A 21,531-nucleotide genomic window follows, 5' to 3' on the forward strand; every position below is an offset into this window, starting at 1 on the left:
GCGAAGCGTCTTCGGCCAGGATTGACCGTTCAGTACCGCCGGAACCGGTCAGCCGAAGACGAACGCCATCAGCAGCTCCGGCTCGATCACCGGCGCCCGCACGACGTTCAATTGACCACGGTACCGACGTTCGCCCGTGCCGAGGACAAATCCGCTGGTGACCGGCGTTTCACCGTTGATGTCGAGGCGCGCAAAAATGTCGGCGACATTGAGGTCCAACGCCAGCTTGAGGTCGTGCCGCGCATCGTCCTTTGGTCCGGAAGGCAGTTGGCGCTTCACCAATTGCTGGAACGGAACATTGAAAGTCAGGATCTTCTTCGATGACGTCAAGGCAAATGCAGGCGAGGGGCAGGCAACCAGTATGGCGTTGATTGTCGTTATTGACGCGAGCTTACTCAACGTCACGTTTTCCTTCGCCTGTCCGCGTATGCAGGCTACCCGGATCGCCGATGTCAGATTGCCACTCTGTGCCTGAACTCCGGCTATCTCATCTATGAGCATGCCGATCGTGCACTTCCGGCTCTCAGCCATCTGCTTCAGCGATATCCAAAAAGCCCGCTCCAGACGGATCCCGCGGCGTGTTCCGCCACGCGCCACAACTCGAAATTCCAGGCCAAAATCCTCCTTGGCGAGCGGCAGGAGTCGCTGATCGGTATTGGTGGAGGGAGAGGTGGCGCTAGCGCTCACTCATGGCCTCCTGACGCGCCTTGTTGATCGGCTTCAAAAGGGAACTCAGGATCGTCTTGCGTCTGGTCTTGATGTCGACAGAGCAGATCACGCCCGGGATGATCGGATAAGCCTCGCCATCCCGTTCGATCGTCGAAATCGCAAATGTGATCAGGAGGCCAAGGCGCTTGCCAATGGCCACTTTGATTATCGTATTCGTTTCTACCCCACCCACGCTTCTGCCCGGTACTTTTTATGGCCAAGCCTTCTCACCGAAGCTTTGACAAATTATCCGACAGATTCTTCGAATACGTGAGTGTTTGTTGATCTAGGGCCGGCTAAGAACCGAATTCGGGCCATAAGTTTCGGGAATGTAGCAAAAATGGCACATAAAACGGGCGCTCGCTGCGGTTGCGGCAAGCGCCTGCGCCTGTGATCAATGCTGTTCGCGGCGCTTTCCTTAAGCCTCGCGCAATCTTTGCAGTCTATTCTGCTTGTCGATTGGCGAGGGAACATGACGCGCAAGCCGCTACTGCTTTTTGCCTTCCCGGCTCTCATTCTTCTCATTCTGGCAGGGGAACGAGCAGCGACGTTCCTGCTCGGAACCTATCCGGCCAGCCCTGCCCTGTGGCGGATCTGGCTTGAGTTGCGCCCTTTGGCCACGATGTTCTGGCAGCAGGTCGACCTCTATCTCAGCGGTTCAATGGTCCTTGATGCCGCTATCCTGATCGCCGCATCGATCCTCTGCTGGATGGCTTGCCGGACGAGAAAGTCGGCCGCGTTCTTCCTTGCCAACCACGCCGCTCTGCTCTTCGCCGGGCTGATGATCGCTTCCAGCAGCCATTCTGAAACAGCGAGCACGATAGCGGCGTTCACCGCGCCCAGCGGCCATCCATTCTCGCTGGTGCTCGATTTCACATGGCAGAACAGTCTGGTGCTGGGTCTCGGCACTGCAGCCTGCGCCTACTGTCATTTTGCGTTTCTCAGCGAAGCGCGACAGCGTTCCGAAGCGCTCGCCGTACGCCTTATTGCTCTGCAGCGGGATCTCTAGGACCCCGGGGCACAGCCGTGCCAACTTCGTCATCCCAGGGCGGAGCAAGGAGCGAAGCGACGCGGCGCAGACCCTGGGATGACGAAGTTGAGGTGTTTGGGCTGATCGCAGACGTTGGGTTGGAGATTGGCGGCTGAAGGCTGGCCGACAGCGACCGTCGACAGTCCCTTTCAGGCTAAGAACCAAATCCTCTGTAGAGAGGAACTAGTTGATTTTCTTGTAATGGACCTTGCCGTCAGGCTGCACTATGCGCTGGTAGGAGGCGTTCGGGGGAGGGGGCGCCGCGGCGATCTTCCTTTTGAGCGGGCGCGGCACATCGACGATACTGGGTTCGGTCGCTTCTTCGAGATCGGTGGCTGCTTCCGCCATGGTGCTGGTCGTGATCACGGAAGGCTCCGCAATGCTCGACATGTCGTCGTCACTGTCCAGGGGCAGCTCCTGTTCAAGCCGGGCAATGCTGCCTTTGACTTCGTTGAAGCTACCCTGCAGTTGACTGTCCAGTTTTTCGAACCGGCTTTGAAAGCCGTTGTTGACCATATCGAGCCGGGCTGCGATCCGTTGCTCGAAGGATCCGAGCTGTTCCAGCCGCCGTTCGACAAGGCGCAGATCGTTGATGCCGCGGTAGAAATAGACCGCGGCCGTTATGTTCACCGCCGTGATCAGCAAGGCGCCGGCGGCGACAACGCCGATCATCCTTGCATTGCTCGGTTTCCCCACTGCAGCTTGTTCTTCCGTGTGGGTTGCCGGCCCAATGTCGATTGCCGGCATATCCAGGTCGCTGATCATCGTCATTGGACCACCACCTTTGCGCCGACCGAGACGCGCTTGAAAAGATCGATCACATCAGTGTTGGTAAGACGGAAACATCCCGATGTTCCGTCGAAGCCGATGCCCTTGGGATCGTTGGTGCCGTGGATGCGGTAGAGCGTGTCGCGCCCGTCCCGCAGCAGATAGAGCGCCCTGGCGCCGAGCGGATTATAGGGACCGGCGGGCACCATTTCCGGCAGCTCCGGCTGGCGGGCGCGCATTTCCCTGGGCGGGCGCCATTCCGGCCATTCCGTTTTCGCCCCGACCTTGACGATGCCGGTCCAGCCAAAGCCGTCGCGTCCGACGCTAATCTGGTAGCGCAGCGCCTGGCCCTGCCGGGTGACCAGATAAAGCGCCTTCTCGTCCTTGCGGATGATGATCGTGCCGGCCCGTTCCGCGGTTTGGAGAGCAACCGCCTTGCGCAGGCTGGGACCCATTGCCGGCAGCGGCGGCGCGGATCGGGCATGCGCGAATTCCCAGGCCGGCATCCCCAAGGCCAGGCCGATGATGCAGGCGCCGGCAAGCCTCGGGACGATGCGGTATCTACCGTGCCGCGTCATCGAGCCGCTCTTTGAACATCCGCTTCAGGTCCTTGTTGAAGCGCGCTCGCCCATCCACTTCGGAAGGCAGGATGGCCCGGTTCAGCGCGTCAGTCAGCAGCGCATTGTCCAGGCCGACCGACTTGATGTGCGGCGCCTTGAAGATCTTCTCGAGTTCGCTGCGCGAAAAATGGTTGCCGAACCATTTGCGCTTATGCTTGTTGGCGACCAGCGTGATGCTCACCGAATTGCCGCGCAGTTCGCGGATCTTCGTGTAGAGCCGCTTGCCTTGCCGCAGCGAGGCGACGTTGAGCTCGAAGACGATGAAGATCTCGTCGCTCGTCGAAAGCACGGAATTCTGCCAGGGGGTTTCGATATTCGGCAGGTCGATGACGATATCGTCGAACCGGTAGGCGACGAGGTCCAGCAGCCGGAACACGAAATCGGCGCCCTGCGGCTCAAACGGCAGCTGCGGCCTCTCGAACGAATAGAGGGTCAGGCCTGACGGACGCGAAAGCCTGATGACGTCCATCAGTTCGACATCGAGCCTTTCCGGCTGGCCGATGATGCCGGCCAGGTCGAACTGGTTGAACAGGTTGAGATAGGCGCCGCAATTGGCGCTCTGGAAATCGAGGTCGACGAGGCAGGTCGAAGCCGCCCGTTCGGTGGATTTCGACGCCAGGAATTCGGCCGCCGACAGAGCGAGCGTCGTAGCGCCGGCGCCGCCGCTGGCGCTGACAAAAGTGATGATTCGGCTCTTGGTGCCCTGGTTGCCAGTGTCGTGGAAGGTGACTGCGTTCAGCAGCTCCTTGGCGTCGAGCGGCTTGTGCAGCCAGTCCGAGGCGTTCATGCGAACCAGGATGCGCGTCTTTTCGGAGGTCAACTCGTCGGAGACCGCGATCAGCGGCACGGTTGCCCACAAGGCGCGCGCCGCGACGATGCCGGGCTCGCCGAGCAACTCGCCGTTGGCCAGGTCGAGGATGACGATGCCCGGGCGCGTCTCGGGGGGCGGACCATTGAGGAAGTCAGCCGTCTCGGAAATCCTGACATCGTAGATGGCCAGCGCGTCGAGCCGCGTCGCTACCTCGCGCTTGAATTGCGGATCCGACGAAAACAGCGCCACCTGCTTTCGTTTGGTCGGCAGAACCTTGGTATTGATGGCATTCATGGCCAGGTGCTCTTCATATCTTCGCCCGTGACCGTGCTCCGCATCGAGGGCATGGTGATGTTTCCGAATCCGAGCAGGCCGCCCAGAAAGAAGAACTGGAAAGGATGATTGGTGATGCTGACCGTGACGGTGGGCACAGCGCCTCCAGGGCGCGTCCAGTAGCCAAGACCCATGGCCGTGTACTCGATCCTGACTTCCGACTTCACTAGGGTCGGAAGGAGGTCGTGCATGCCGGCGCGAGTGCTGCTGCCGTCATAAATGAAATCGAAAGAGGCCTGATCGGCATCGAGGTCCTGGCAAGTGCTGCCCGTTCCGCAGACGCATGACGCCACTCCGGCGGCTGTAGCGGTACAGATATAGTTGTACGTCCCGGCCGCTACGGCCTTGCCAACCAGAAGCGGATCGGCAGGTGTTTTCGCCTCCTTGGACAAGCCCTCGCTGGCGACGGGCGTGGAGATCTGAGCCAACCTGGCTCCCATCTGCACCGCCTTGTTGGCGGCATTCCACTGGTAAAAAGCGTGGCCGAAGTCGACGAAACCAAGCAGAAGCGTCAGCAGCAACGGCAGGGCGATGGCCAATTCGACCATTGTCGCTCCGGTCTGTTCGAAGCCAAATTTTCGCCAAGCCATCACCATCCGAAGACACGCTCCTGATGAGATACAGTTATGGTAAGGGCACCGAAGCCAAGGTAACCCCACAGCCCGACGTCAGTATAAGGTAATGAAGTGCTGACCTGAACCACATCCACCGTGCCGGTGCTGCTGAGATAAAGTTCATTCCCGCTGCCGTCGATTGCTGCGTAAGAGTTCTTACTTACCGTGACTTGGGATGTGCTCCATCCCGAAACTCTTGCGCTGCCGCCGGTAATCGCAGCATTCACCGCCAGGTTCTTTCCATAGGTCTCGCAATTGGCCCAGGTAGTGCCGTTGCAGCGCGCCATGTAGCGCGCTGCGTCCTTCACACCTGCTTCGAGAAGCAAGCGCGTGTTCAGGATGTTGGAGAATTCGAATACGCCGGCCGATAACAGCAAAACGAATGGTGCGGCGATCGCGACCTCCACCAAGGCGGCGCCATTCTCGTCGCCTTGGAACCGCCGGATGATGTGGCCGAACCTGGTCATGTCGGCCCTACCGATATAGTTGGGCTTCATTGCGCAGAAGCTTGTCGAGGGTGTTGTTGCCCTTCGGCCCCTCAACGTCCACCACTTCAAGTCTTATGGGCTTTTCGTGGGAGGTAGAGTCTTCATCGTCCTTGCTGCTATCCTGTTTTTCAACTGGATTTGTCAGGAATACGCTTACATAGGCGTCAGGTCGTAGTTCGGTGTGGCCATTGATTTTTGATTGATCAGCTTGGCAGTTTAAGATGGCCATGTTGAGCAGGCGGCGGTCAGGATCGGGCGTCGGCGCGGGGCCTTTGAAGCAGGCCGGGATGCCGGATTCCTTCGATGGTGCCGGCGACTCGTCGCCCACCATGTTATTGGAGATTTCGTACTTGTAGACGTCATACCGGGATGCCAGCATCGACGTTGATGTCGGATGGCTTGAACTAGGGATCGACGGATAAGCGGCACCATTATGGTTTAGGCTCCAGTAGTCAGAGCGATTCCAGGTGGAATCCGTCATCCCGGTTGAACTGTCGTAATTGTCGCCAGGCGGGAACCCCATCGCCGATCCATCTGTCGCAGCGGAAAACTTGTTGCAATTGCTGGTCTTGCTGGCGCCTTTACGCACGTTTGTGGCCGGGCGGTAGAGCGGGTTCTTATCCTCCTTTGTCAGGGAACTGCTATAGATGTCGAAGCGAACATTGAGGCCAGCATTGACTTGGCCCAAAGTGACGCCAGTCTTCGTTTCGAGTGCGTCCAGATTATAGCATGTGCCGGCTGTCCCGATTGCGAAGGCGTCCCGTAGAGACGTCAGGTTGTTGTCGAGCAACCCGAAATTGCCCGGGCCCGGGTTGGAGTCGACCTTCAGGATCCGAAATTCGCGGCTATAGGTAAGCCCTTCCGCAAAAGCCTGCTGGATCGATTTCCCGTCCCCCTCGAACGGGTTGCACATGAACATCGGCACGGTTTCGCAAATGGACTGAGTGAACCCGGCCACCGCCTGTGGCTGCAGGTCCATGGTGTCGTTGCTACCAATGAAGCTGGCAGGAAGGATCGTCGCGAATGCACCCGCACCATCCGATATGCCAGAGGGTTTCACCGTGACTTCGGCGAATGTCACGGCTTTGGGATCGGTGCTTGCCCAGTTCACGCCGTTAGAGTCGACGCCGGCGGGACTCAACGTTATGGTGTCGCTGGCAGGTATCCCGGTCAGGTACGTTATCGTCACGTCAGATGCGGCGAGCGTGTGATTGCCTGAGGTCGAAAATTTTGTGGCGTTGGTAAGGAGATTGGCGACTGCCCGATTGGCTCGGGTGATCGAATCCGATTTGCCGTCGAGTTCCGCCGCGGCGGCAAGCGCAAGCGCATCGACACCCTTCTGTAGATCGTTATGGAGGCCGTTGGCCCGGCTCATGTCGATGGCCAGCAGCGCAAAGCCGACGATTACCGGCAGCATGATGGCGACGAGGATCATCGCTATTCCCCGCTCATCGTGCCAGAACGCGCGAACAAACCGCAGCATGGACCTTACTCCCCTGACGCCAGTCGCCTTGCCTGGCGCTGAACCCGCACCCTTCTATTCAACCCCAGTATTGCCGACGTTGACCGTGATGGCCGGCGGCGGCGGTGGCGGTGGTGGAAATTTGTAGCTCTGGGCAACAGCGGCAGCGCGCGCGCCATCGCCTTCGATCGCCGTGTTCCTCGACGCCGGATTGAGCGGATCGACCGTCTGCAGCAACGAATTGTATTTCTGCGTGTCCCCGGCAGCCAGTGTCACCGTTTCGTAATTGTTCAGGTAGTCGGCGGCGCAGCCCGTCAGCGAGCCGGCGCACAAGAGGATGAGCAAGATCCTATTTCTTTTTGACATAGAGCATCTTGTCCTTGGATTTGAGGTCGAGCATGTGGCCGTAGGGACCGACCACGCCTTGGCCGAGTTCATATTTTCGCACCATGTCCTTGGTCACTTCCAACTGGCCCAGCAGGAACAGTTCCGGATCGTTGGCCGGCCGTGTCTTGTCGAACGGAGTCGCCAGCTGCTCGCCAGGCTTTACCGGTCGCACGATACGCGGCGTCACGATCACGACCAGTTCGGTCTCTTCCTTCTGATTGCTTGAATTCCGGAACAGCGTCCCGACGATCGGGACCTGGCCGAGCCACGGCACCTGCCTCTGGATCTTGGTGTTCTTGCTGGACAAAAGACCGCCGACCGCGAAGCTCTGGCCGTCGCGCAACTCGACGACGGTAGACAGCTTGCGGTTGGTGAAGATCGGGTCACCGGCGGTGGTGAAGCCGGTGAGGTCGCTGACTTCCGGAGCCAACCTGATGTTGATCTTGTCGTTGGCGAGCACGACCGGCGTGAACAGCAGATTGACGCCGAACTGCTTGTATTCGATGCTGATCTCGCCATCACCGTCGTCGACGCGGATAGGTACTTCGCCGCCGGCATTGAAGCTGGCAACCTCACCGGAAAGAGTGGTGAGGTTGGGTTCGGCAAGGGTGCGCACCACGCCCTTGGCCTCGAGCGCCTCGATGATCAGGTCGACCTTGATGTTGCTGTCGATGACGCGGGTGATCAGCGCCGCGAACGGGTTGGTGTTCGAAAGAAGGCCGGTAAGCAGACCGCCCGGCCCCAGCACCACATTGTCCTCATCGACGGCGGCAATCCCCGTCCCGGTGCGGGTCGTGCCGCTGCCATTGGTGCTCCTGATCGAGACGCCAAGATCACGGCCGGCATTGCGCTTGGCCTCCAGCACCCGCACTTCGAGATTTACTTGCTGGCTGTCGTCGACGGTCACTGCGTTTATGATCGCGTCGGGGCCATATTGCTGGGCGACCTCCATGATCGCCGCCAGCGTGGCGCCGTCCTTGACATGGCCGCCAAGCCTGACCTTGCCATTGATCGAGCCGATATCGATGCGCGCCGTGGGAGCGACCTGCCGGATCGCTTGCGCCATGTCGCTCACGTCGACGCCAACTTCGATCTGGATCACGCCAAGCGAGCGCTTGTCTTCTGAAAACAGGTTGACGGTGGTGGTGCCGGCGCTCTTGCCGATGACATAGAGCGTGCGGTCGGTCATTGGCTGGGCGTCGGCGATCTTCTCGTCGCCGACGACGATGTCGCCGAGAGTGGCGTTCACCTGGATTGTCACCGACTGCGACATGGGCAGGAAAATGCGGTGGACGCTGGGGTTCGATACATCGATCCTGCGGTCGGCCGCATGAGCAGCAAGGTCGATCGGCAGTAAAATGACCGAACAGGCCAGCGCGGCAGCCGCCAGTGGTCCCCGGAACATACGCATCTAGACTACCCCCTCTTGCCGAATCGTTCGGCAATACCCTAGCGTTATTTTTGTCGCGGCACGTCGTAGGATTCGAGCTTCACACCCCTAAAGACGCCGATCGTCGCACGCGCCGGCGGCTCCGGCTGCACATATTTGATGACTTCCTTAACCACTTCTTGCACCTGGGGTGCTGAGGCCACTGCCGGAACAGGTTTTGCGCTGCTCAACAGGTCGAGCCTGCTTCCCACCCGTTCCACGGCCTGGGTCAGCCCATTGATCTTGTCGTCTGCGCGCTTGCGCTCGGCTGCGGCCTCAGCCTCGGCTATTGCTTGCTTGGCGAGTTCGGCCTGTCTGGCGGCGACGTCGGCCGGCGTGTCGCCGGTCAGGTCGGAAAGCGTGACGCGTTCGGTCGTCTCGCCCTCGCTGGCGGCTGCCTGACGAAGCGCCAGGGACAGCTGGCCGGCACCGGCGGCCAGGGTAAGCTTCTGGGCGTCCCTGGTACTGGCCTCGAGCGTCACCGATTTCACCACAGTCGGGCTCTCCGTGCTCTCGTCGGCGACCTGGTCGACGGCGAGCACCTTCATGCTCTGCAACAACACGTCGACAAAACTTCTGTCCGCGCCGCCTTCGCCACGCGCCGTGCGCGTCAAAAGCACGTCGACCCGGTCGCCGGGAAAGACAAACCCGGCGACGCCGAGCACGTCGTTGACCCTGATGGAAACGGCTTTCATGCCTTCGCCGAGCACCGCCGACAGCGTGGCGCGCTGGCCGGGGCCGGTAATCTTGGTGGCGAGAACGGGCTCATTGGCGCCGATCGCCTGCAGCGCCTGCCTCGTGCCTTCGCCGGCCAGGGCCTCTTTAGTTGTCTTGAACGCGCCGGTTGGAACGGCACCCGCCGGCCATGCAATTTCGCGTAATTTGTCGGCCGATAGCGTATCGCCGAATTTCAATGGCACTGCCGCCACCACGACCGTGTCACGCTGGACACCGTTCGCCTCCGCCATGGCGCTACGTTGGCTGGCCAGCCAGACATTGATGAGAACCACCGCAAGCACGCCGAACACGCCGGCGAGAACGATCATGATGACAGTATTTGCGCGCATAGCCCCAAGCCCCAAGCCCCAAGCTTACATTACGGGAATTCGCCCGTCGCGATCGGATTCAGGCCCGGATCGAACGATCCGGGCCTGAGCGTGATCAGGCAATCAGGAACCGACACCAGTCACGGCATTACAGCCGCCGACAGTGGTGTCGTCGAGAGCATCGCACAAGCCTGTGAATCTGCCCGAGACCCAGCCGCCGATCGCAATGACCGTCATAACGACGGCGACCGCGATGATGCCGAGAAGGATGGAATATTCGACCATGGCAGCGCCGTTTTCGTCGTCGCGGAACTGCCGGGTCATCGTCATGAGCTTCTTCATGCCAATTTCTCCCTTTGGAGGTTTGAACCCGACGAGACGAGCCAAGGATGAAATCCATACCCAAGCATCCCCCGTCATCTCGATCTAAGTCCCGACGAAAATCAGAGTCAAACGGGATTAAGGGTTTCTTAACTTTCCTATACATGGCCGGGCAAGAATATTGCCGATCTCAAGTGGACCAAAACATTGATTCGGCTCGTTTTTCAACCTATCTTAACCATTCGTTCATAATTTGGCCGTGGGTGTGGCGGAAGTGGGGCAGCATTAGCGGTAGTGCATATTCCTTTATATCTAAAGGGTTTGCGTGGGTTCCATGGCGCCTTCGTGACAAAAAAAGCACTCGGCATCGAAAAGCTAGCCCTCATACTCCATTAGGACAGCGCCGCTCACCAAATAAACGTCGCGTTTTCTGATCCTTGATCTTAACTATGTCTGAAGTATTAAGTTGCATGGTGCGCGGCTGGCGCTTGTGCCATCTGTGGTTAACGCTTAGTTTCAGCGTGGGGATTAAACGGGGGAAGAAGCGTTATGTTGGGCCGATTCACCAAGGGGCCAAGCGAACCGCGGGTCGAGCCTAGGGTTGAGCCGATCGTGACCTCGCCAGTCGCGGCGCTTTCCCTTGCAGCCGACATCGAATCGGAAGGTGACGGTTTCCTGACGCTCAAGGTCGAGCTTCACCGTCATCTGATCGACCGGTTCAATCTTGCCGCGCTTGAAACGGCATCGAAGGATGAGATCCTGAATGAAATCCGGCCAATCGTTCGCGAGTTCGTTCGTGCTCGCGCTGTACCGCTGAACGCACGTGAGCTCGACAGGCTGACCAGTGAGACAGCCGACGAGATGCTGGGCCTTGGGCCGATCGAGCCGCTGCTCAAGGACGACTCGATCACCGACATATTGATCAATACCCACAAGCGCGTCTTCATCGAGCGGCGCGGCATGATCGAGGAGACCGAGATCCGCTTTCGCGACGAGGCGCATCTGCTGCGCGTCATCAACAAGATCGTTTCTGCCATTGGCCGGCGCGTCGATGAATCGGCGCCGATGGTGGATGCGCGACTGGAAGACGGCTCGCGCGTCAACATCGCGGTACGGCCGATCTCGGTCGATGGGCCGCTGGTGTCGATCCGCAAATTCTCGAAGAATCCCTACTCGCTCGAACGACTGATGGTGTTCAATTCGATCCGCCAGCCGATGATCGACCTGCTGCGCATTGCCGTGCAGGCACGCAAGTCGATCCTGGTTTCGGGCGGCACCGGCAGCGGCAAGACCACCTTGCTCAACGCGCTGTCGAGCTACATCCCGGCCAGGGAGCGCCTGATCACCATCGAGGACGCGGCGGAACTGCAACTGCAGCAGCCGCATGTCGGCCGGCTGGAGACGCGTCCGCCCAATGTCGAGGGAAAAGGCGAGGTTCGTCAGCGCGAACTGCTCAAGAACGCTCTCCGCATGCGGCCCGACCGTATCATTGTCGGTGAGGTCCGCGGTGAAGAGGCCTTCGACATGCTGCAAGCCATGAACACCGGCCACGAAGGCTCGATGACAACCATCCATGCCAACACGCCACGTGACGCGATATCACGCCTCGAGCAGATGGTCGGCATGGCTGGCATGCCGATGACCCACGAGTCCATCCGGGCGCAGATTGCATCGGCCATTGATATCATCGTGCAGACACAGCGTCTTGCGGACGGCGGCAGGCGGGTCGTCTCCATATCGGAACTGACTGGGATGGAAGGCAATGTCGTCCAGCTCCAGGAAATCTACAACTTCGTCCGTCGCGAGGTGACGCCAGAAGGCAAGATCATTGGTGATTTTCGCGCCACCGGCGTCCGTCCACGCTTTGCCCCGGAGGCGGCAACCCTTGGTCATCACTTCGCCAAGGACGCGTTCAACCCGCAGGTTGCGCTCTGATGCCCACCGGTCAGACTTTGCTCTACTTCATTTATGTGCTCGCGGCGGCATCGGTTATTCTAGCCGGCGAGGCCATGTATCTTTCCTTTGCCAAAAGCCGGGCACGCATTGGCGCGATCAACCATCGGCTGAAACGGCTGTCCGACGACGTTCCAGCCGAACGGACCCTGCAAGGATTGCTGCGCGAACGCGGGCTGACGGACTCGGGCGACTTTCTCTTTGGCCTGATCGGGCTGAACAGGCTCTATACCCAGTCCGGCATTACCGGAAACCCGCTGACTTTCGCCGCGAAGTTCCTCCTGGCGGGTTTGGCGCTGGCGTCGCTTCTGTGGTTCCTTTTAGGCTTTTCGACCCTGGTGTCGCTTGTTGTTTTTCTGGTGGTTGGATTTGTGCTGCCGCTTCTCGTTCTCCGGCGAGCACGGAGCAGGCGAATTCAGAAATTCGCGAAACAACTCCCGGATGCGCTTGACATGATCGTTCGTTCATTGCGAGCCGGACACCCGGCTTCGGTGGCTGTTGGTCTCGTCGCCCGCGAAATGCCCGACCCACTCGGTACCGAATTCGGCATCGTGTCAGACGAGATCACCTTTGGTCTCAGCATGGAACAAGCGGTGCGGAAACTTTCGCAACGTGTCGGCTTTGAGGGCCTTCATCTGTTGTCGGTGTCGCTGTCGATCCAGGCCAAAACTGGCGGCAATTTGACCGGAATTCTGTCCAACCTTTCGTCAGTGCTGCGCGAAAGGCAAAAACTCAGGATGAAGATCAGGGCGCTTTCGGCCGAGGGCCGTGTATCGGCATGGATCATCTCGCTGTTCCCGATCGTGATCTTCCTGATACTCCAGCTTGTTGCCCCGGCCTACTACGGCACCGTCTGGGGCGATCCGATCATCCTTCCTGTGTTCCTGATTTTCGGGACATGGGCGCTGTTCGGTGACTTCATCATGTATCGAATGGTCAATTTCGACTTCTGACAGGGCGAGACATAATCTTGTTTTCGACTATTCAGGATCTCAGCGTTCTGGTCTCCATTGCCGTCTTCGTCGCGGCGGTGGCTCTGTTCCTGTTCGGCTCCCTCGTCCTTTTGCCGGCGCTGCAGACGCGAAAGCTGGTCGCGCAAAGCCTGATGGCCGAAGGTATTGCCGATCGGCGTTCGCTTGTTGGACAGGAACAGCTTGCCAGGATCGCAGCGCAGCGGCCGGTCGATGCCTATTTTCGATCGATAGAGAAGGAACGGGACCAGCCCAGCGCCTTGGACGCGAAGCTCTTCCGCGCCGGCTTTTATCAATCGAGCGCTCCGCTCATTTACACGTTGTCGCGGCTGGCTGCGGTCTGTGTCGGCTTTCTGGCCGCCTATGCGCTTTTGTCCCGGGTGCTCCCACCGCAACTCCCCAGTTTGGTAGCCTTGATCGGTTCCGCCTTGTTCGGGCTCGCCTGCCTCGTGGTTCCAAGCGTCATGCTCGATCGCTTCGAGAAAGGGCAAAAGCAGGTCTACCGCCGCGGTTTTCCCGATTTCATGGACATGATGATAACCTGTGCCGACGCCGGTATGAGCCTGGAGGCTGCGGTCGAGCGCGTAAGCCAGGAACTGGCCGGCACCCACAAATGGCTAGGCATTCAACTGTCGATCATGACGCTGCAATTGCGGGCCGGCAAGCCGTTGCGGGAAGCACTGCGCGAACTCGCTGACCGCGTCGGACTTGACGAGGCGCGAGCTTTGGCAGTGCTGTTTCGGCAATCGGAAGAACTCGGCACCAGCCTGACCGAGGCTTTACGCGTCTATAGCGACGAAATGCGCAGCCAGAGAATTCTGAGTGCCGAGGAGCGTGCCAATTCGCTGCCGGTCAAAATGATGATTCCGTTGGGACTGTGCATCTTCCCGGTGGTGATGATGATCATCATGTTGCCGGTGATCATTCGAATGAGGGGTGTTTTCTTCTAGGCACGTCTGTGCTTTGGTCGAAATACAGAGTCGGGGAACTCTTTGAGGGACAAAATGACAGGGCCAATGCGCCTCGCGGCCGTAGCCGGTTTGCTGCTTATCGTGCTTTCCGGCTGTCAGACGGCTGATACCAGCGGCGTCGTCCGTACCAACGAGCCCTCGAAAGGTGATGTGACAGCCTTTGGCGATGCCTTCGACGGGCTGAAGACGGTCAGCGACGTCGAATATTATGCCTCGGACCAGGCTGTTGCCGAAGCCAAGAACCAGTTCCGCGCAGAAAACTACGGCAATGCCGGCGCCCTGTTCTACAAGGCGACGCAACTGGCGCCCAATGATGGCGTTGCCTGGATGGGCCTGGCCGCCTCCAGCGATCGGATCCGCCGCTTCGACCTCTCCGACCACGCCTATCGCCAGGCGTTCCGGCTGGTCGGCGGGACGCCCGAATATTACAACAATGTCGGCTATTCCAATCTATTGCGCGGCAAGCTGCAGGACGCGCGCAGCAGTTTCCTCAAGGCCTATGAGCTGGCGCCCAACGATCCGACCGTGGCCAACAATCTGAAGCTGCTGTCGTCCAGCGTGAAGAATCTCGAGCGGTAAGGCGACGACATGTTGCTTGCCGCATCGCTGCTGCTGAAGGGGCTAGCCATTCCTTTGCTGGCAAGGATCGCCTGGCTCGACTTCACCACCCAGAAGATATCCAACCAGAATGTGCTGCTGCTGCTTTGCCTGGGTTTGGGCTCGCTGCAGCTCCTATCGGTGCAATCCGGGTCGTGGTGGGACATGAGCCTGAGCGCGCTCGCCGGTCTTTTGCTGTTTGTTGCGCTGTTTCCGTTCTGGGCCCTGCGCAAGGTCGGGGCCGGCGATGTCAAGCTGATGGCGGTGGTGCCGTTACTGATCGGCGGCAGCGGCCTCGTCGTATTTTCCGTCCTGCTGCTGGTTTTCGCCCTCGCCACGGCGTTGATCGTGAAAAATCCGTTCATGCTGCCCGCGGGCGCCTTCCGCCTGTACGTTCAGCACCTGGACCGCAAGGGCGTTGTGCCGTTTGGCGTGCCAATCTCGCTCGCAGCGATCTGCACGATAGCGTTTCAGATCTACGTCACCTTGATGCCCCATCCTGGTCCGGCGATCTGACCAGACAGGAATTGCCGCAACTGCTTGGCTGTACATCTCGGGCGTCTATGTTCCCAAGCGGCTCGCGTCAGACGCCAGTGTTGAGGTCGATGAGCAGTAGGTTCCGTTCAATGACGCCCAAAGACCGTCTCACGTTAACCGCTAGGGAACGACGGTCTTGTTAAATGAGTTTTCCCAAGGGGCATAAATATGGCACCCCGCGCAGCTCTGAGGCGCGCAGATCAGTGAAGATGGCCGCCAGCAGGACAGGCCTCCAGCGCCCAATAAGTGCGCCGACAAGCGCCTTTATCTCCTCGCGCGCCGGGTTGCGCTAACTGCTTATACCAAATCAAAGAAGGGGCTATGAGTCGCTATTGGTGATCTCTGGTATAAGTGTCTGCTATGAAGGTAATCATGGACAACCGTTACCCGCCAGACTCGGACTTCGTCTGATGGCGGCAAACGAATTCGGGCCGAGACCTGCGATGCCTTCAGGGCTTGTGTGGCGGCGCCGATCAATCGCGCCGGAATGTCCGTGATGGATCGGAGCAGGCGCAATGTGCTGATCGGTGCGTCTATCTTCGGAGCCCTGAGCCTTGCGGGGCTGCTTCCTACCATGTGCGCAATGCGGCAAATCAGGACAAAATCCCCCATGGCCGAAACCAGCCGTCCCAAACGGCCGCCGGGACAGGCGAAGCCGTTGCTGGAGGAAGATATCGCGCCGGTGCTTGCGCGCCTTGATGCCTGGTATGCTGCTCATCTGCCGCCAGACAAATATGTGTTCAATCCGCCGGCCACGGACGCGCAACTGGATGCGTTCGAGCGCCTGATCGGCCTCAAGATGCCGCGCGCCTATCGCGACCTATACCGATGGCACGACGGCGAAAACGACGACAGTCGGGGCCATATCTATGGGCATCCGCTGCTGCCGCTGCATCAGGCAGGGGCGCAATGGAAAGCCTGGGTCGATGTGCTCGCCGATTTCGGCGGCAATCGCTATGAAATTCCCGGAGGGGCGTGGCCTGAACACGCGGTTGACCCGGCCTATATCAATCCGCGCTGGATACCGCTGACCCATGATGGCTCAGGCAATCATATCGGTCTCGATTTCGATCCGTGGCCCAGCGGTCGCGTCGGCCAGGTCATCCTCTTTGGGCGCGACCAAGACCTGAAAGCGGTGCTTGCGGAAACCCTTGGCAAGTTCCTCGAGTGGATCGCCGGCCTGCTGGAAAGCGGCAATTTCAGATTGGAAGCGGCGGAAGAGCCAGTGCTGCGCCGGTTCCGATTGAAAGCCCCCCCATCAAACGACTTCCACGAAGGCGCACGAAGCCTTCTGGGCGCACCTGGCCCCTTCCTATGACGGCACGTATTTCGGTGACGCACTGCGAAGCGGGATAGGCATGGCGCGTCACCGATCGAAGCGACTTCATCACAACGAAGGGCGACAATCGCAATTGAGTCAGGGCATGAAGGCGTACCGGCGCGAAAAAGGCTCGGCAAGAGGAAAGGCGGAATCGGATCCGAACTGGCCTTTGGTCGCGCAAATCCGCCCGGAAACTACGGGAAGCGTCCGAGAAGAAATTTCTTGCGGGACCGAACAGATGTGTTGGCTGGAAAATAGGAAAATCAATCGCTCCGCGAAGGTGATGGCTGAGGCTGAGCGCGCCGAACGCGCCGCGAAGACAGCAAGATTGAGGTCGCTTCGTATGGCCACTCAGAGTGACCTAAGGTTTTCGTTCCCTGAGGAATTGGATTGTTCTCTGCTTATCGCGGCACTGACTCAAGGCGAACCACCGGCTGATCGGGACCGCCAAATTCCGGGGGGTGTGAGCGAACAGGCTCCCGCCGCCAGATTTTTTTTGACGTTCTGATTACCAAATTCTGGCGCAATGGTAGCGATCCCGGATCAAATCTCGCTGTGAGTTCAACGGGCTGCCTCGATGACAGTTTGCGAACTGATGCCTATCCAAAGCGGCGAGAGCCGATGGTTAGTTGCTGGAGCGCTGTCTCGCCTGACCTACAACGCGTCGGTATCCGGCATTTTAAAATTCGAGCGCTTATCGGCATCGGCGCAACCCGGGCCGCGGCCCGACGCTCACCGAAATGCTCGCCATCCCGGCCCGGATCAGCCTTCGCTCGGCACCGGCGTGTTGAGCAGCTGCTGCTCCCACAGGTACGCCATGCCGCTGCCGGCCATGTGATCCTTGAGGAGCTCGATCAATGCAGGCAGGGTCTCGGCCCTCGTGTAGTCGCGCTGCCATTCGCACGCGAGCGCCATCCACGTTATCATGTTGCAGCCGGCCGCGATCATGCGCTGGATCGCCACCTCATGGGCTTCAGCCGACACGCCGCCGCAGGCGTCCGTGATGACCGTGACGTCCCATCCTTCGCCGGCAGCCTGGATCGCCGGCATCGCGACGCAGATCTCCGTGAACAGACCGGCGATGATCAACTGCTTGCGGCCGGTCTTCTTGACCGCGTCGACGACCTTCTGGTCTTCCCAGGTGTTGATAAGCATCCGGTCGATCACCTCCTGGCCGGGGAAGACGTCGGTGATCTGCGGAAAGATGAGCCCGCCTCGGTCAGCGAGCACGCTCGTGAGGATGGTCGGTACGCTAAATGCCTTGGCGGCCTTCGCCAGACCCGTAGCATTGTTGACCGCCATATGCGGGTCGTGGCTGTTCAGGTTCGTGAGCTGGTAAGGCTGGTGGTCGATCAGAACGAGGACCGAGTCTTCGGGACGAAGAAGCGAATCAAGGCCGTTACGGGGGGTCATCAAGACTTCCTTTCTCTGCCGTTGTGGACGGCAATGGGTTCACGGGGAAACATTCGCCGGCGGGCGACGTTGCCTTGCCGCAATTTGCTGTTCCTTTGGGTGATGGGGTAGTGCCATAGTCAGGCAAGCTGTGTCGCGAAACGAGGAACGCCGAATTGGACATCGAAGATCTACAGACATTCGTTGCAGTGGCCGATGCAGGGGGCGTATCGGCCGCCGCGCGCCGGCTCGGCGTCTCCAAGTCAATCGTCAGTCGGCGGCTCTTTCGGGTTGAAGCGGAGCTTGGCGTCCAGCTTCTTGCCCGCACGACCCGCGGCGCCGCGCTTACGGAAGCGGGGATCACCTTCAGGGATCATGCGGCCCGAGCCAGCGCCGAGATCGACACTGCCAGGGAAACCATCCTCCCAGCCGGTGAGCTGCGCGGCCGCCTGCGGGTTGCCATGCCACTTACTTTCGGCCCGACCCACTTCGCCCCCGTGCTTGCGGAAATGGCGCTACACCACCCGCAGCTCCACATCCATACCTCCTACAGCGATCGCTTCGTTGATCTCATCGCAGAGGGTTTCGACTGCGCGATCCGGGTCGGGTACCTTCAGGACTCCAACCTGATCGCGAAGCGCATCGGACCGATCTATGGAAAGCTCGTCGCAAGCCCGGATTATATCAGAGCAAACGGTTCACCTCAGACGCCGGATGAGCTCGTCACCCATCAGGCCCTCATGCAAGGGACAGAAGCCTGGCAGTTCATGGATGGCGACAAGATCGTCACGGTTCAGCCGCAGGGCAGATTCAAGGCGGATAACGCTACGGCGCTTGCCGCCGCCGCAGTGGCAGGGCTCGGCATCGCCTGGCTCCCCGATTGCATCACGCATGAATATGTGGCCTCCGGCGCGCTGGTCCCGATCATGACACGCTATCCGGTACCTCCGGGGGCCGCGTATGTCGTCCGCCCGCCGGGTCAGCATCCCACGCGGAAAGTGCGGGTGCTCACCGAGATGCTGATCGAGTATTTCAAACGCAACCCGGATCTTTGGGGTCTTGACGGCTAGGACACGAACGGTTCGAGTCAAGGAACCGTGTTCGTCGTTCGCACTACTGCGAGCCGTCGCGTTCGGCGACATCGCCCGCACGTTCCACTTGCTGCGACACAGCTTGACGTATCACAGGACTAGTTGGGCAGACGGTCGCTCGCCAGTTTAGGCATTCGTCGGGCCGAAAGCGCTCTTCCCGCTCGCACGGTCCGGATTGATCGCAATCGGGCGTTCGCATCGGCAAGGGCGAGGCCTCCCGAAAACCCAAGAGAGGATGAGGCGCATGAGTTGGAACCCGGCAATCGAACCGGGCTGTCCCGATGAGGTTGGCCTCGACGCGATCGAAACGCTCATCGTCCCGCGCGCTCGAGACCTGGGCGGCTTCGAGGTTCGGCGCGCTCTGCCCGCACCCAAGCGGCAGATGGTCGGACCGTTCATCCTCTTCGATCAGGCCGGCCCGGCCGAACTGCTGACCGGGCAAGGCGTCGACGTCCGGCCGTATCCGCATATCGGTCTTGGCACTGTCACGTACCTCTTTCGCGGCGACTTCCATCACCGGGACAGCACCGGGGCAGACCAGATCATCCGTTCCGGCGAATTGAACTGGATGGTCGCCGGGCGCGGCGTGACCCATTCAGAGCGCACTTCCTCGGCCGCCCGGAGCGGTCCGAACAGCCTGTTCGGAATACAGACCTGGGTCGCGCTGCCCGACAGCCACGAGGACATGGCGCCCATGTTCGAGCATTATGGCCAGGAGGCGCTGCCGGCGATCGTGGATCGCGGCGTCTCGGTCCGGCTGATCCTCGGGGAGGCCTATGGTGAGAAGGCCCCCGCGACAATGTACTCGGAGACGTTCTATGCCGACGTGAAGCTCGACGCCGGAAGCCGGTTGCCGATGCCGGACGATCACGAAGACAGGGGAATCTACATCGCCGAAGGTTCGATCTCGATCGCCGGCCAGGTTTTCGAGGCAGGTCGGATGATGGTCTTCCGTCCCGGCGACAGGATCACGGTCGCGGCCGGCGGCCAAGGTGCACGGTTGATGATTCTCGGCGGCGCAACGCTCAGCGGACCGCGCTATATCTGGTGGAACTTCGTCGCCTCCTCGAAGGACCGCATCGAAGAAGCGAAGGCCGAATGGCGCGCCGAGGACTGGGGCAAGGGACGTTTCGATCTCCCGATCGATGACCGAGATGAGTACATTCCCCTACCGGACTGACCGGTGCTAAGACTGACCGGTGCTAAGACTGGCCGGCGCCAGGAAGGAGGTCGCCTGGGCACGAACCCGGGCGGTTCAGACGAGATGACGCGTCGCATGCCGGGTGTGTTCTGAATGGAGAAAGCAGAATGAGCAACAAGTGGCCCCACCTGGACTACCTCGGCTGGCGCGAGACGTGTTCGGCCCTGCATCTCTATTTGCAGATCGCCGGGAAATATCGCCTTGCTCATACCCCGTGGCTCAACCATTCCTGGAACGCGACCTTCTATGTCACACCGCTCGGCCTGACCTCCTCGCCGATCCCCGACGGCCCAGGCATTGAGATCCTCTTCGATCTTCGGGACCATATGGTTGTCGGCACATGCGGCAATGGTCGCAAGGCATCGTTTGCGCTCTGGCCATCCACAGTCGCGGCGTTCCACGCCAATTTCGTGCAGTTGATTTCCGAACTTGGAGGCACGCCGACCTTTAACGGCAATCCGAACGAGGTGCCCCACCCCGTGCCGTTCACCGAAGATCATCGCGACCGGCCCTATGACCGGGAAGCCGTTCAGCGCTTCCATCACGCATCGGTGGCGGTCGACAGGATATTCAATCGGTTCCGGACCTCCTTTCTTGGCAAGGCCAGTCCGGTTCACCTGTTCTGGGGCAGTTTTGACCTGGCCGTCACCCGCTTTTCAGGGCGGCGCGCGCCTCTCCATCCCGGCGGCATTCCTTCATTGCCCAACGATGTGGCACAGGAAGCCTACGACCGCGAGGTCTCCTCAGCAGGTTTCTGGCCCGGCGGTGGCGGCATCGATTACCCCGCCTTCTACGCCTACGCCTATCCGGCGCCGAGTGGCTTCCGGGGCGCGTCGGTCCGGCCCGAGGGCGCGTTCTGGCATGAGGGCCTATCGGAATTCATCCTGCCGTACGATGCCGTTCGGTCGGCTGCAAATCCCGACGCGGCGCTTATGGAGTTTCTTGTCTCGACCTACGACGCTGCGGCCGATCTCGGAAGATGGGACCGCGACCTGCTGGACTGCATGCCGGGGCGGCGGGGTGAGGTGCGGCCGCATGATGCCGAGCAGCCGGATCCTGCCTCTCCCTTGACCGTCGAAAAGGTCGAGCGGGAGGATACCGCATCGAAGGGACGCTACCGGATGCTCGTCGACGGCGTCGAAGCTGAGATGACCTATAGCCGGGCCGGCGAAGGGTTGATCATCATCGACCATACCGAAGTTCCAGCGGCGTTGCGCGGCCGCAAGGTCGGCGAGCGACTGGTACGCCAGGCGGTCGAGGATGCCCGGCGCGAAGGGGTCGCCATCATTCCGCTTTGTCCGTTCGCAAAAGCGCAGATCGACCGTCATGTCGAATGGCAGGACGTGCTGCGTCGGTCATAGGCTGCGCGTAACTCCCTCCGCCCCGCCGACGCACCGGCTCCTGCCACCGTAAGCGGCGGACGTAGTTCCGGCGGCGACTGGCGGCAATTTCGGTGTTGGCGTCGTGGAATGGCAAAAAT

At 60.2% G+C, this 21,531-nt stretch carries 22 protein-coding genes and 1 pseudogene; 10 read left to right on the plus strand and 13 right to left on the minus strand.

Annotated elements, in window-relative coordinates; all coding sequences use genetic code 11:
* Positions 1-48: 48 nt before the first annotated feature.
* Both M727_RS0107085 and M727_RS0107090 read right to left on the minus strand, forming a co-directional pair.
* Positions 49-687: a ribbon-helix-helix domain-containing protein gene (locus M727_RS0107085; protein WP_027152091.1), complete on the minus strand. Its 639-nt coding sequence runs from the start codon at positions 685-687 to the stop codon at positions 49-51.
* A pseudogene (locus tag M727_RS0107090) lies at positions 677-823 on the minus strand (HlyD family type I secretion periplasmic adaptor subunit); the annotation flags it as partial. The pseudogene M727_RS0107090 and the gene M727_RS0107085, both read right to left, overlap by 11 nt.
* Positions 824-1,180: 357 nt before the next feature.
* Between M727_RS0107090 and M727_RS0107095 the strand changes: the two are divergent.
* Positions 1,181-1,717 (plus strand): hypothetical protein, encoded by a 537-nt coding sequence (locus tag M727_RS0107095; protein WP_027152093.1) that lies wholly within the window; start codon positions 1,181-1,183, stop codon positions 1,715-1,717.
* Positions 1,718-1,921: 204 nt separating this feature from the next.
* Here M727_RS0107095 and M727_RS0107100 read toward each other — a convergent pair whose 3' ends face one another.
* The 10 genes from M727_RS0107100 to M727_RS0107145 all read right to left on the minus strand — a co-directional run bounded on the left by M727_RS0107100 (position 1,922) and on the right by M727_RS0107145 (position 10,083).
* Positions 1,922-2,509 (minus strand): hypothetical protein, encoded by a 588-nt coding sequence (locus tag M727_RS0107100; protein ID WP_027152094.1) that lies wholly within the window; start codon positions 2,507-2,509, stop codon positions 1,922-1,924.
* On the minus strand, positions 2,506-3,084 hold the full coding sequence (locus M727_RS0107105) for a L,D-transpeptidase (RefSeq protein ID WP_027152095.1): 579 nt from the start codon (positions 3,082-3,084) through the stop codon (positions 2,506-2,508). Before M727_RS0107105 ends, M727_RS0107100 begins: the two co-directional genes overlap by 4 nt.
* On the minus strand, positions 3,068-4,231 hold the full coding sequence (locus tag M727_RS0107110) for an AAA family ATPase (RefSeq protein WP_027152096.1): 1,164 nt from the start codon (positions 4,229-4,231) through the stop codon (positions 3,068-3,070). Before M727_RS0107110 ends, M727_RS0107105 begins: the two co-directional genes overlap by 17 nt.
* Positions 4,228-4,818 (minus strand): TadE/TadG family type IV pilus assembly protein, encoded by a 591-nt coding sequence (locus M727_RS0107115; RefSeq protein ID WP_245268490.1) that lies wholly within the window; start codon positions 4,816-4,818, stop codon positions 4,228-4,230. Before M727_RS0107115 ends, M727_RS0107110 begins: the two co-directional genes overlap by 4 nt.
* Before the next feature lie 41 nt (positions 4,819-4,859).
* The gene (locus M727_RS0107120; RefSeq protein ID WP_027152098.1) at positions 4,860-5,351 is read right to left on the minus strand and encodes a TadE/TadG family type IV pilus assembly protein; all 492 of its coding nucleotides are present in this window, start codon (positions 5,349-5,351) and stop codon (positions 4,860-4,862) included.
* 7 nt (positions 5,352-5,358) lie between these two features.
* Positions 5,359-6,855, minus strand: a complete 1,497-nt coding sequence (locus tag M727_RS0107125) for a TadE/TadG family type IV pilus assembly protein (RefSeq protein ID WP_027152099.1) — start codon at positions 6,853-6,855, stop codon at positions 5,359-5,361.
* Between the two features lie 54 nt (positions 6,856-6,909).
* Positions 6,910-7,179 (minus strand): hypothetical protein, encoded by a 270-nt coding sequence (locus tag M727_RS0107130; protein WP_027152100.1) that lies wholly within the window; start codon positions 7,177-7,179, stop codon positions 6,910-6,912.
* Positions 7,180-7,183: 4 nt separating this feature from the next.
* Entirely contained in the window at positions 7,184-8,632 is a 1,449-nt protein-coding gene (locus tag M727_RS0107135; RefSeq protein ID WP_027152101.1) for a type II and III secretion system protein family protein, read from the minus strand.
* A gap of 44 nt (positions 8,633-8,676) precedes the next feature.
* Positions 8,677-9,717, minus strand: a complete 1,041-nt coding sequence (gene cpaB / locus M727_RS0107140) for a Flp pilus assembly protein CpaB (RefSeq protein ID WP_027152102.1) — start codon at positions 9,715-9,717, stop codon at positions 8,677-8,679.
* Positions 9,718-9,819: 102 nt separating this feature from the next.
* Positions 9,820-10,083, minus strand: a complete 264-nt coding sequence (locus M727_RS0107145; RefSeq protein ID WP_245268491.1) for a Flp family type IVb pilin — start codon at positions 10,081-10,083, stop codon at positions 9,820-9,822.
* A gap of 483 nt (positions 10,084-10,566) precedes the next feature.
* On the opposite strand from M727_RS0107145, the gene M727_RS0107150 reads away from it, so the two are divergent.
* From M727_RS0107150 to M727_RS39120, 6 genes are all read left to right on the plus strand, one after another.
* Positions 10,567-11,952 carry a CpaF family protein gene (locus M727_RS0107150; RefSeq protein ID WP_027152104.1) on the plus strand — a complete coding sequence of 462 codons (1,386 nt, stop codon included), beginning with the start codon at positions 10,567-10,569 and terminating at the stop codon, positions 11,950-11,952.
* Entirely contained in the window at positions 11,952-12,923 is a 972-nt protein-coding gene (locus M727_RS0107155) for a type II secretion system F family protein (protein WP_027152105.1), read from the plus strand. Before M727_RS0107150 ends, M727_RS0107155 begins: the two co-directional genes overlap by 1 nt.
* Positions 12,924-12,940: 17 nt before the next feature.
* A complete protein-coding gene (locus tag M727_RS0107160) occupies positions 12,941-13,891 on the plus strand; it encodes a type II secretion system F family protein (RefSeq protein ID WP_027152106.1) in 951 nt (316 codons plus the stop codon).
* Positions 13,892-13,957: 66 nt separating this feature from the next.
* Positions 13,958-14,491 (plus strand): tetratricopeptide repeat protein, encoded by a 534-nt coding sequence (locus M727_RS0107165; protein WP_027152107.1) that lies wholly within the window; start codon positions 13,958-13,960, stop codon positions 14,489-14,491.
* Between the two features lie 9 nt (positions 14,492-14,500).
* Positions 14,501-15,025: a prepilin peptidase gene (locus M727_RS0107170; RefSeq protein ID WP_027152108.1), complete on the plus strand. Its 525-nt coding sequence runs from the start codon at positions 14,501-14,503 to the stop codon at positions 15,023-15,025.
* A 538-nt stretch (positions 15,026-15,563) separates the two neighbouring features.
* Complete coding sequence (locus M727_RS39120) at positions 15,564-16,364, plus strand: SMI1/KNR4 family protein (RefSeq protein ID WP_198032607.1); 801 nt, start codon at positions 15,564-15,566, stop codon at positions 16,362-16,364.
* Between the two features lie 765 nt (positions 16,365-17,129).
* Here the strand turns inward: M727_RS39120 and M727_RS0107185 are convergent.
* Positions 17,130-17,780, minus strand: coding sequence for a hydrolase (locus tag M727_RS0107185; protein WP_027152110.1), 651 nt, complete (start codon positions 17,778-17,780; stop codon positions 17,130-17,132).
* A gap of 155 nt (positions 17,781-17,935) precedes the next feature.
* Between M727_RS0107185 and M727_RS0107190 the strand changes: the two genes are divergently transcribed.
* From M727_RS0107190 to M727_RS0107200, 3 genes are all read left to right on the plus strand, one after another.
* Positions 17,936-18,829, plus strand: coding sequence for a LysR family transcriptional regulator (locus tag M727_RS0107190; protein ID WP_027152111.1), 894 nt, complete (start codon positions 17,936-17,938; stop codon positions 18,827-18,829).
* A 265-nt stretch (positions 18,830-19,094) separates the two neighbouring features.
* Complete coding sequence (locus tag M727_RS0107195; RefSeq protein ID WP_027152112.1) at positions 19,095-20,030, plus strand: pirin family protein; 936 nt, start codon at positions 19,095-19,097, stop codon at positions 20,028-20,030.
* Positions 20,031-20,158: 128 nt separating this feature from the next.
* A complete protein-coding gene (locus tag M727_RS0107200; protein WP_027152113.1) occupies positions 20,159-21,412 on the plus strand; it encodes a DUF5996 family protein in 1,254 nt (417 codons plus the stop codon).
* Positions 21,413-21,531: the final 119 nt, after the last annotated feature.

The sequence above is a fragment of the Mesorhizobium sp. WSM2561 genome, assembly GCF_000513915.1.
Classification (GTDB): domain Bacteria; phylum Pseudomonadota; class Alphaproteobacteria; order Rhizobiales; family Rhizobiaceae; genus Mesorhizobium; species Mesorhizobium muleiense.

Excerpts from the sequence above, each read along its gene's own strand:
- M727_RS0107095 (WP_027152093.1), top strand. The coding sequence starts at position 1,181 with ATGACGCGCAAGCCGCTACTGCTTTTTGCCTTCCCGGCTCTCATTCTT.
- M727_RS0107100 (WP_027152094.1), bottom strand. The coding sequence starts at position 2,509 with ATGACGATGATCAGCGACCTGGATATGCCGGCAATCGACATTGGGCCG.
- M727_RS0107105 (WP_027152095.1), bottom strand. The coding sequence starts at position 3,084 with ATGACGCGGCACGGTAGATACCGCATCGTCCCGAGGCTTGCCGGCGCC.
- M727_RS0107110 (WP_027152096.1), bottom strand. The coding sequence starts at position 4,231 with ATGAATGCCATCAATACCAAGGTTCTGCCGACCAAACGAAAGCAGGTG.
- M727_RS0107115 (WP_245268490.1), bottom strand. The coding sequence starts at position 4,818 with ATGGTCGAATTGGCCATCGCCCTGCCGTTGCTGCTGACGCTTCTGCTT.
- M727_RS0107120 (WP_027152098.1), bottom strand. The coding sequence starts at position 5,351 with ATGACCAGGTTCGGCCACATCATCCGGCGGTTCCAAGGCGACGAGAAT.
- M727_RS0107125 (WP_027152099.1), bottom strand. The coding sequence starts at position 6,855 with ATGCTGCGGTTTGTTCGCGCGTTCTGGCACGATGAGCGGGGAATAGCG.
- M727_RS0107135 (WP_027152101.1), bottom strand. The coding sequence starts at position 8,632 with ATGCGTATGTTCCGGGGACCACTGGCGGCTGCCGCGCTGGCCTGTTCG.
- cpaB (WP_027152102.1), bottom strand. The coding sequence starts at position 9,717 with ATGCGCGCAAATACTGTCATCATGATCGTTCTCGCCGGCGTGTTCGGC.
- M727_RS0107150 (WP_027152104.1), top strand. The coding sequence starts at position 10,567 with ATGTTGGGCCGATTCACCAAGGGGCCAAGCGAACCGCGGGTCGAGCCT.
- M727_RS0107155 (WP_027152105.1), top strand. The coding sequence starts at position 11,952 with ATGCCCACCGGTCAGACTTTGCTCTACTTCATTTATGTGCTCGCGGCG.
- M727_RS0107165 (WP_027152107.1), top strand. The coding sequence starts at position 13,958 with ATGCGCCTCGCGGCCGTAGCCGGTTTGCTGCTTATCGTGCTTTCCGGC.
- M727_RS0107170 (WP_027152108.1), top strand. The coding sequence starts at position 14,501 with ATGTTGCTTGCCGCATCGCTGCTGCTGAAGGGGCTAGCCATTCCTTTG.
- M727_RS0107185 (WP_027152110.1), bottom strand. The coding sequence starts at position 17,780 with ATGACCCCCCGTAACGGCCTTGATTCGCTTCTTCGTCCCGAAGACTCG.
- M727_RS0107195 (WP_027152112.1), top strand. The coding sequence starts at position 19,095 with ATGAGTTGGAACCCGGCAATCGAACCGGGCTGTCCCGATGAGGTTGGC.
- M727_RS0107200 (WP_027152113.1), top strand. The coding sequence starts at position 20,159 with ATGAGCAACAAGTGGCCCCACCTGGACTACCTCGGCTGGCGCGAGACG.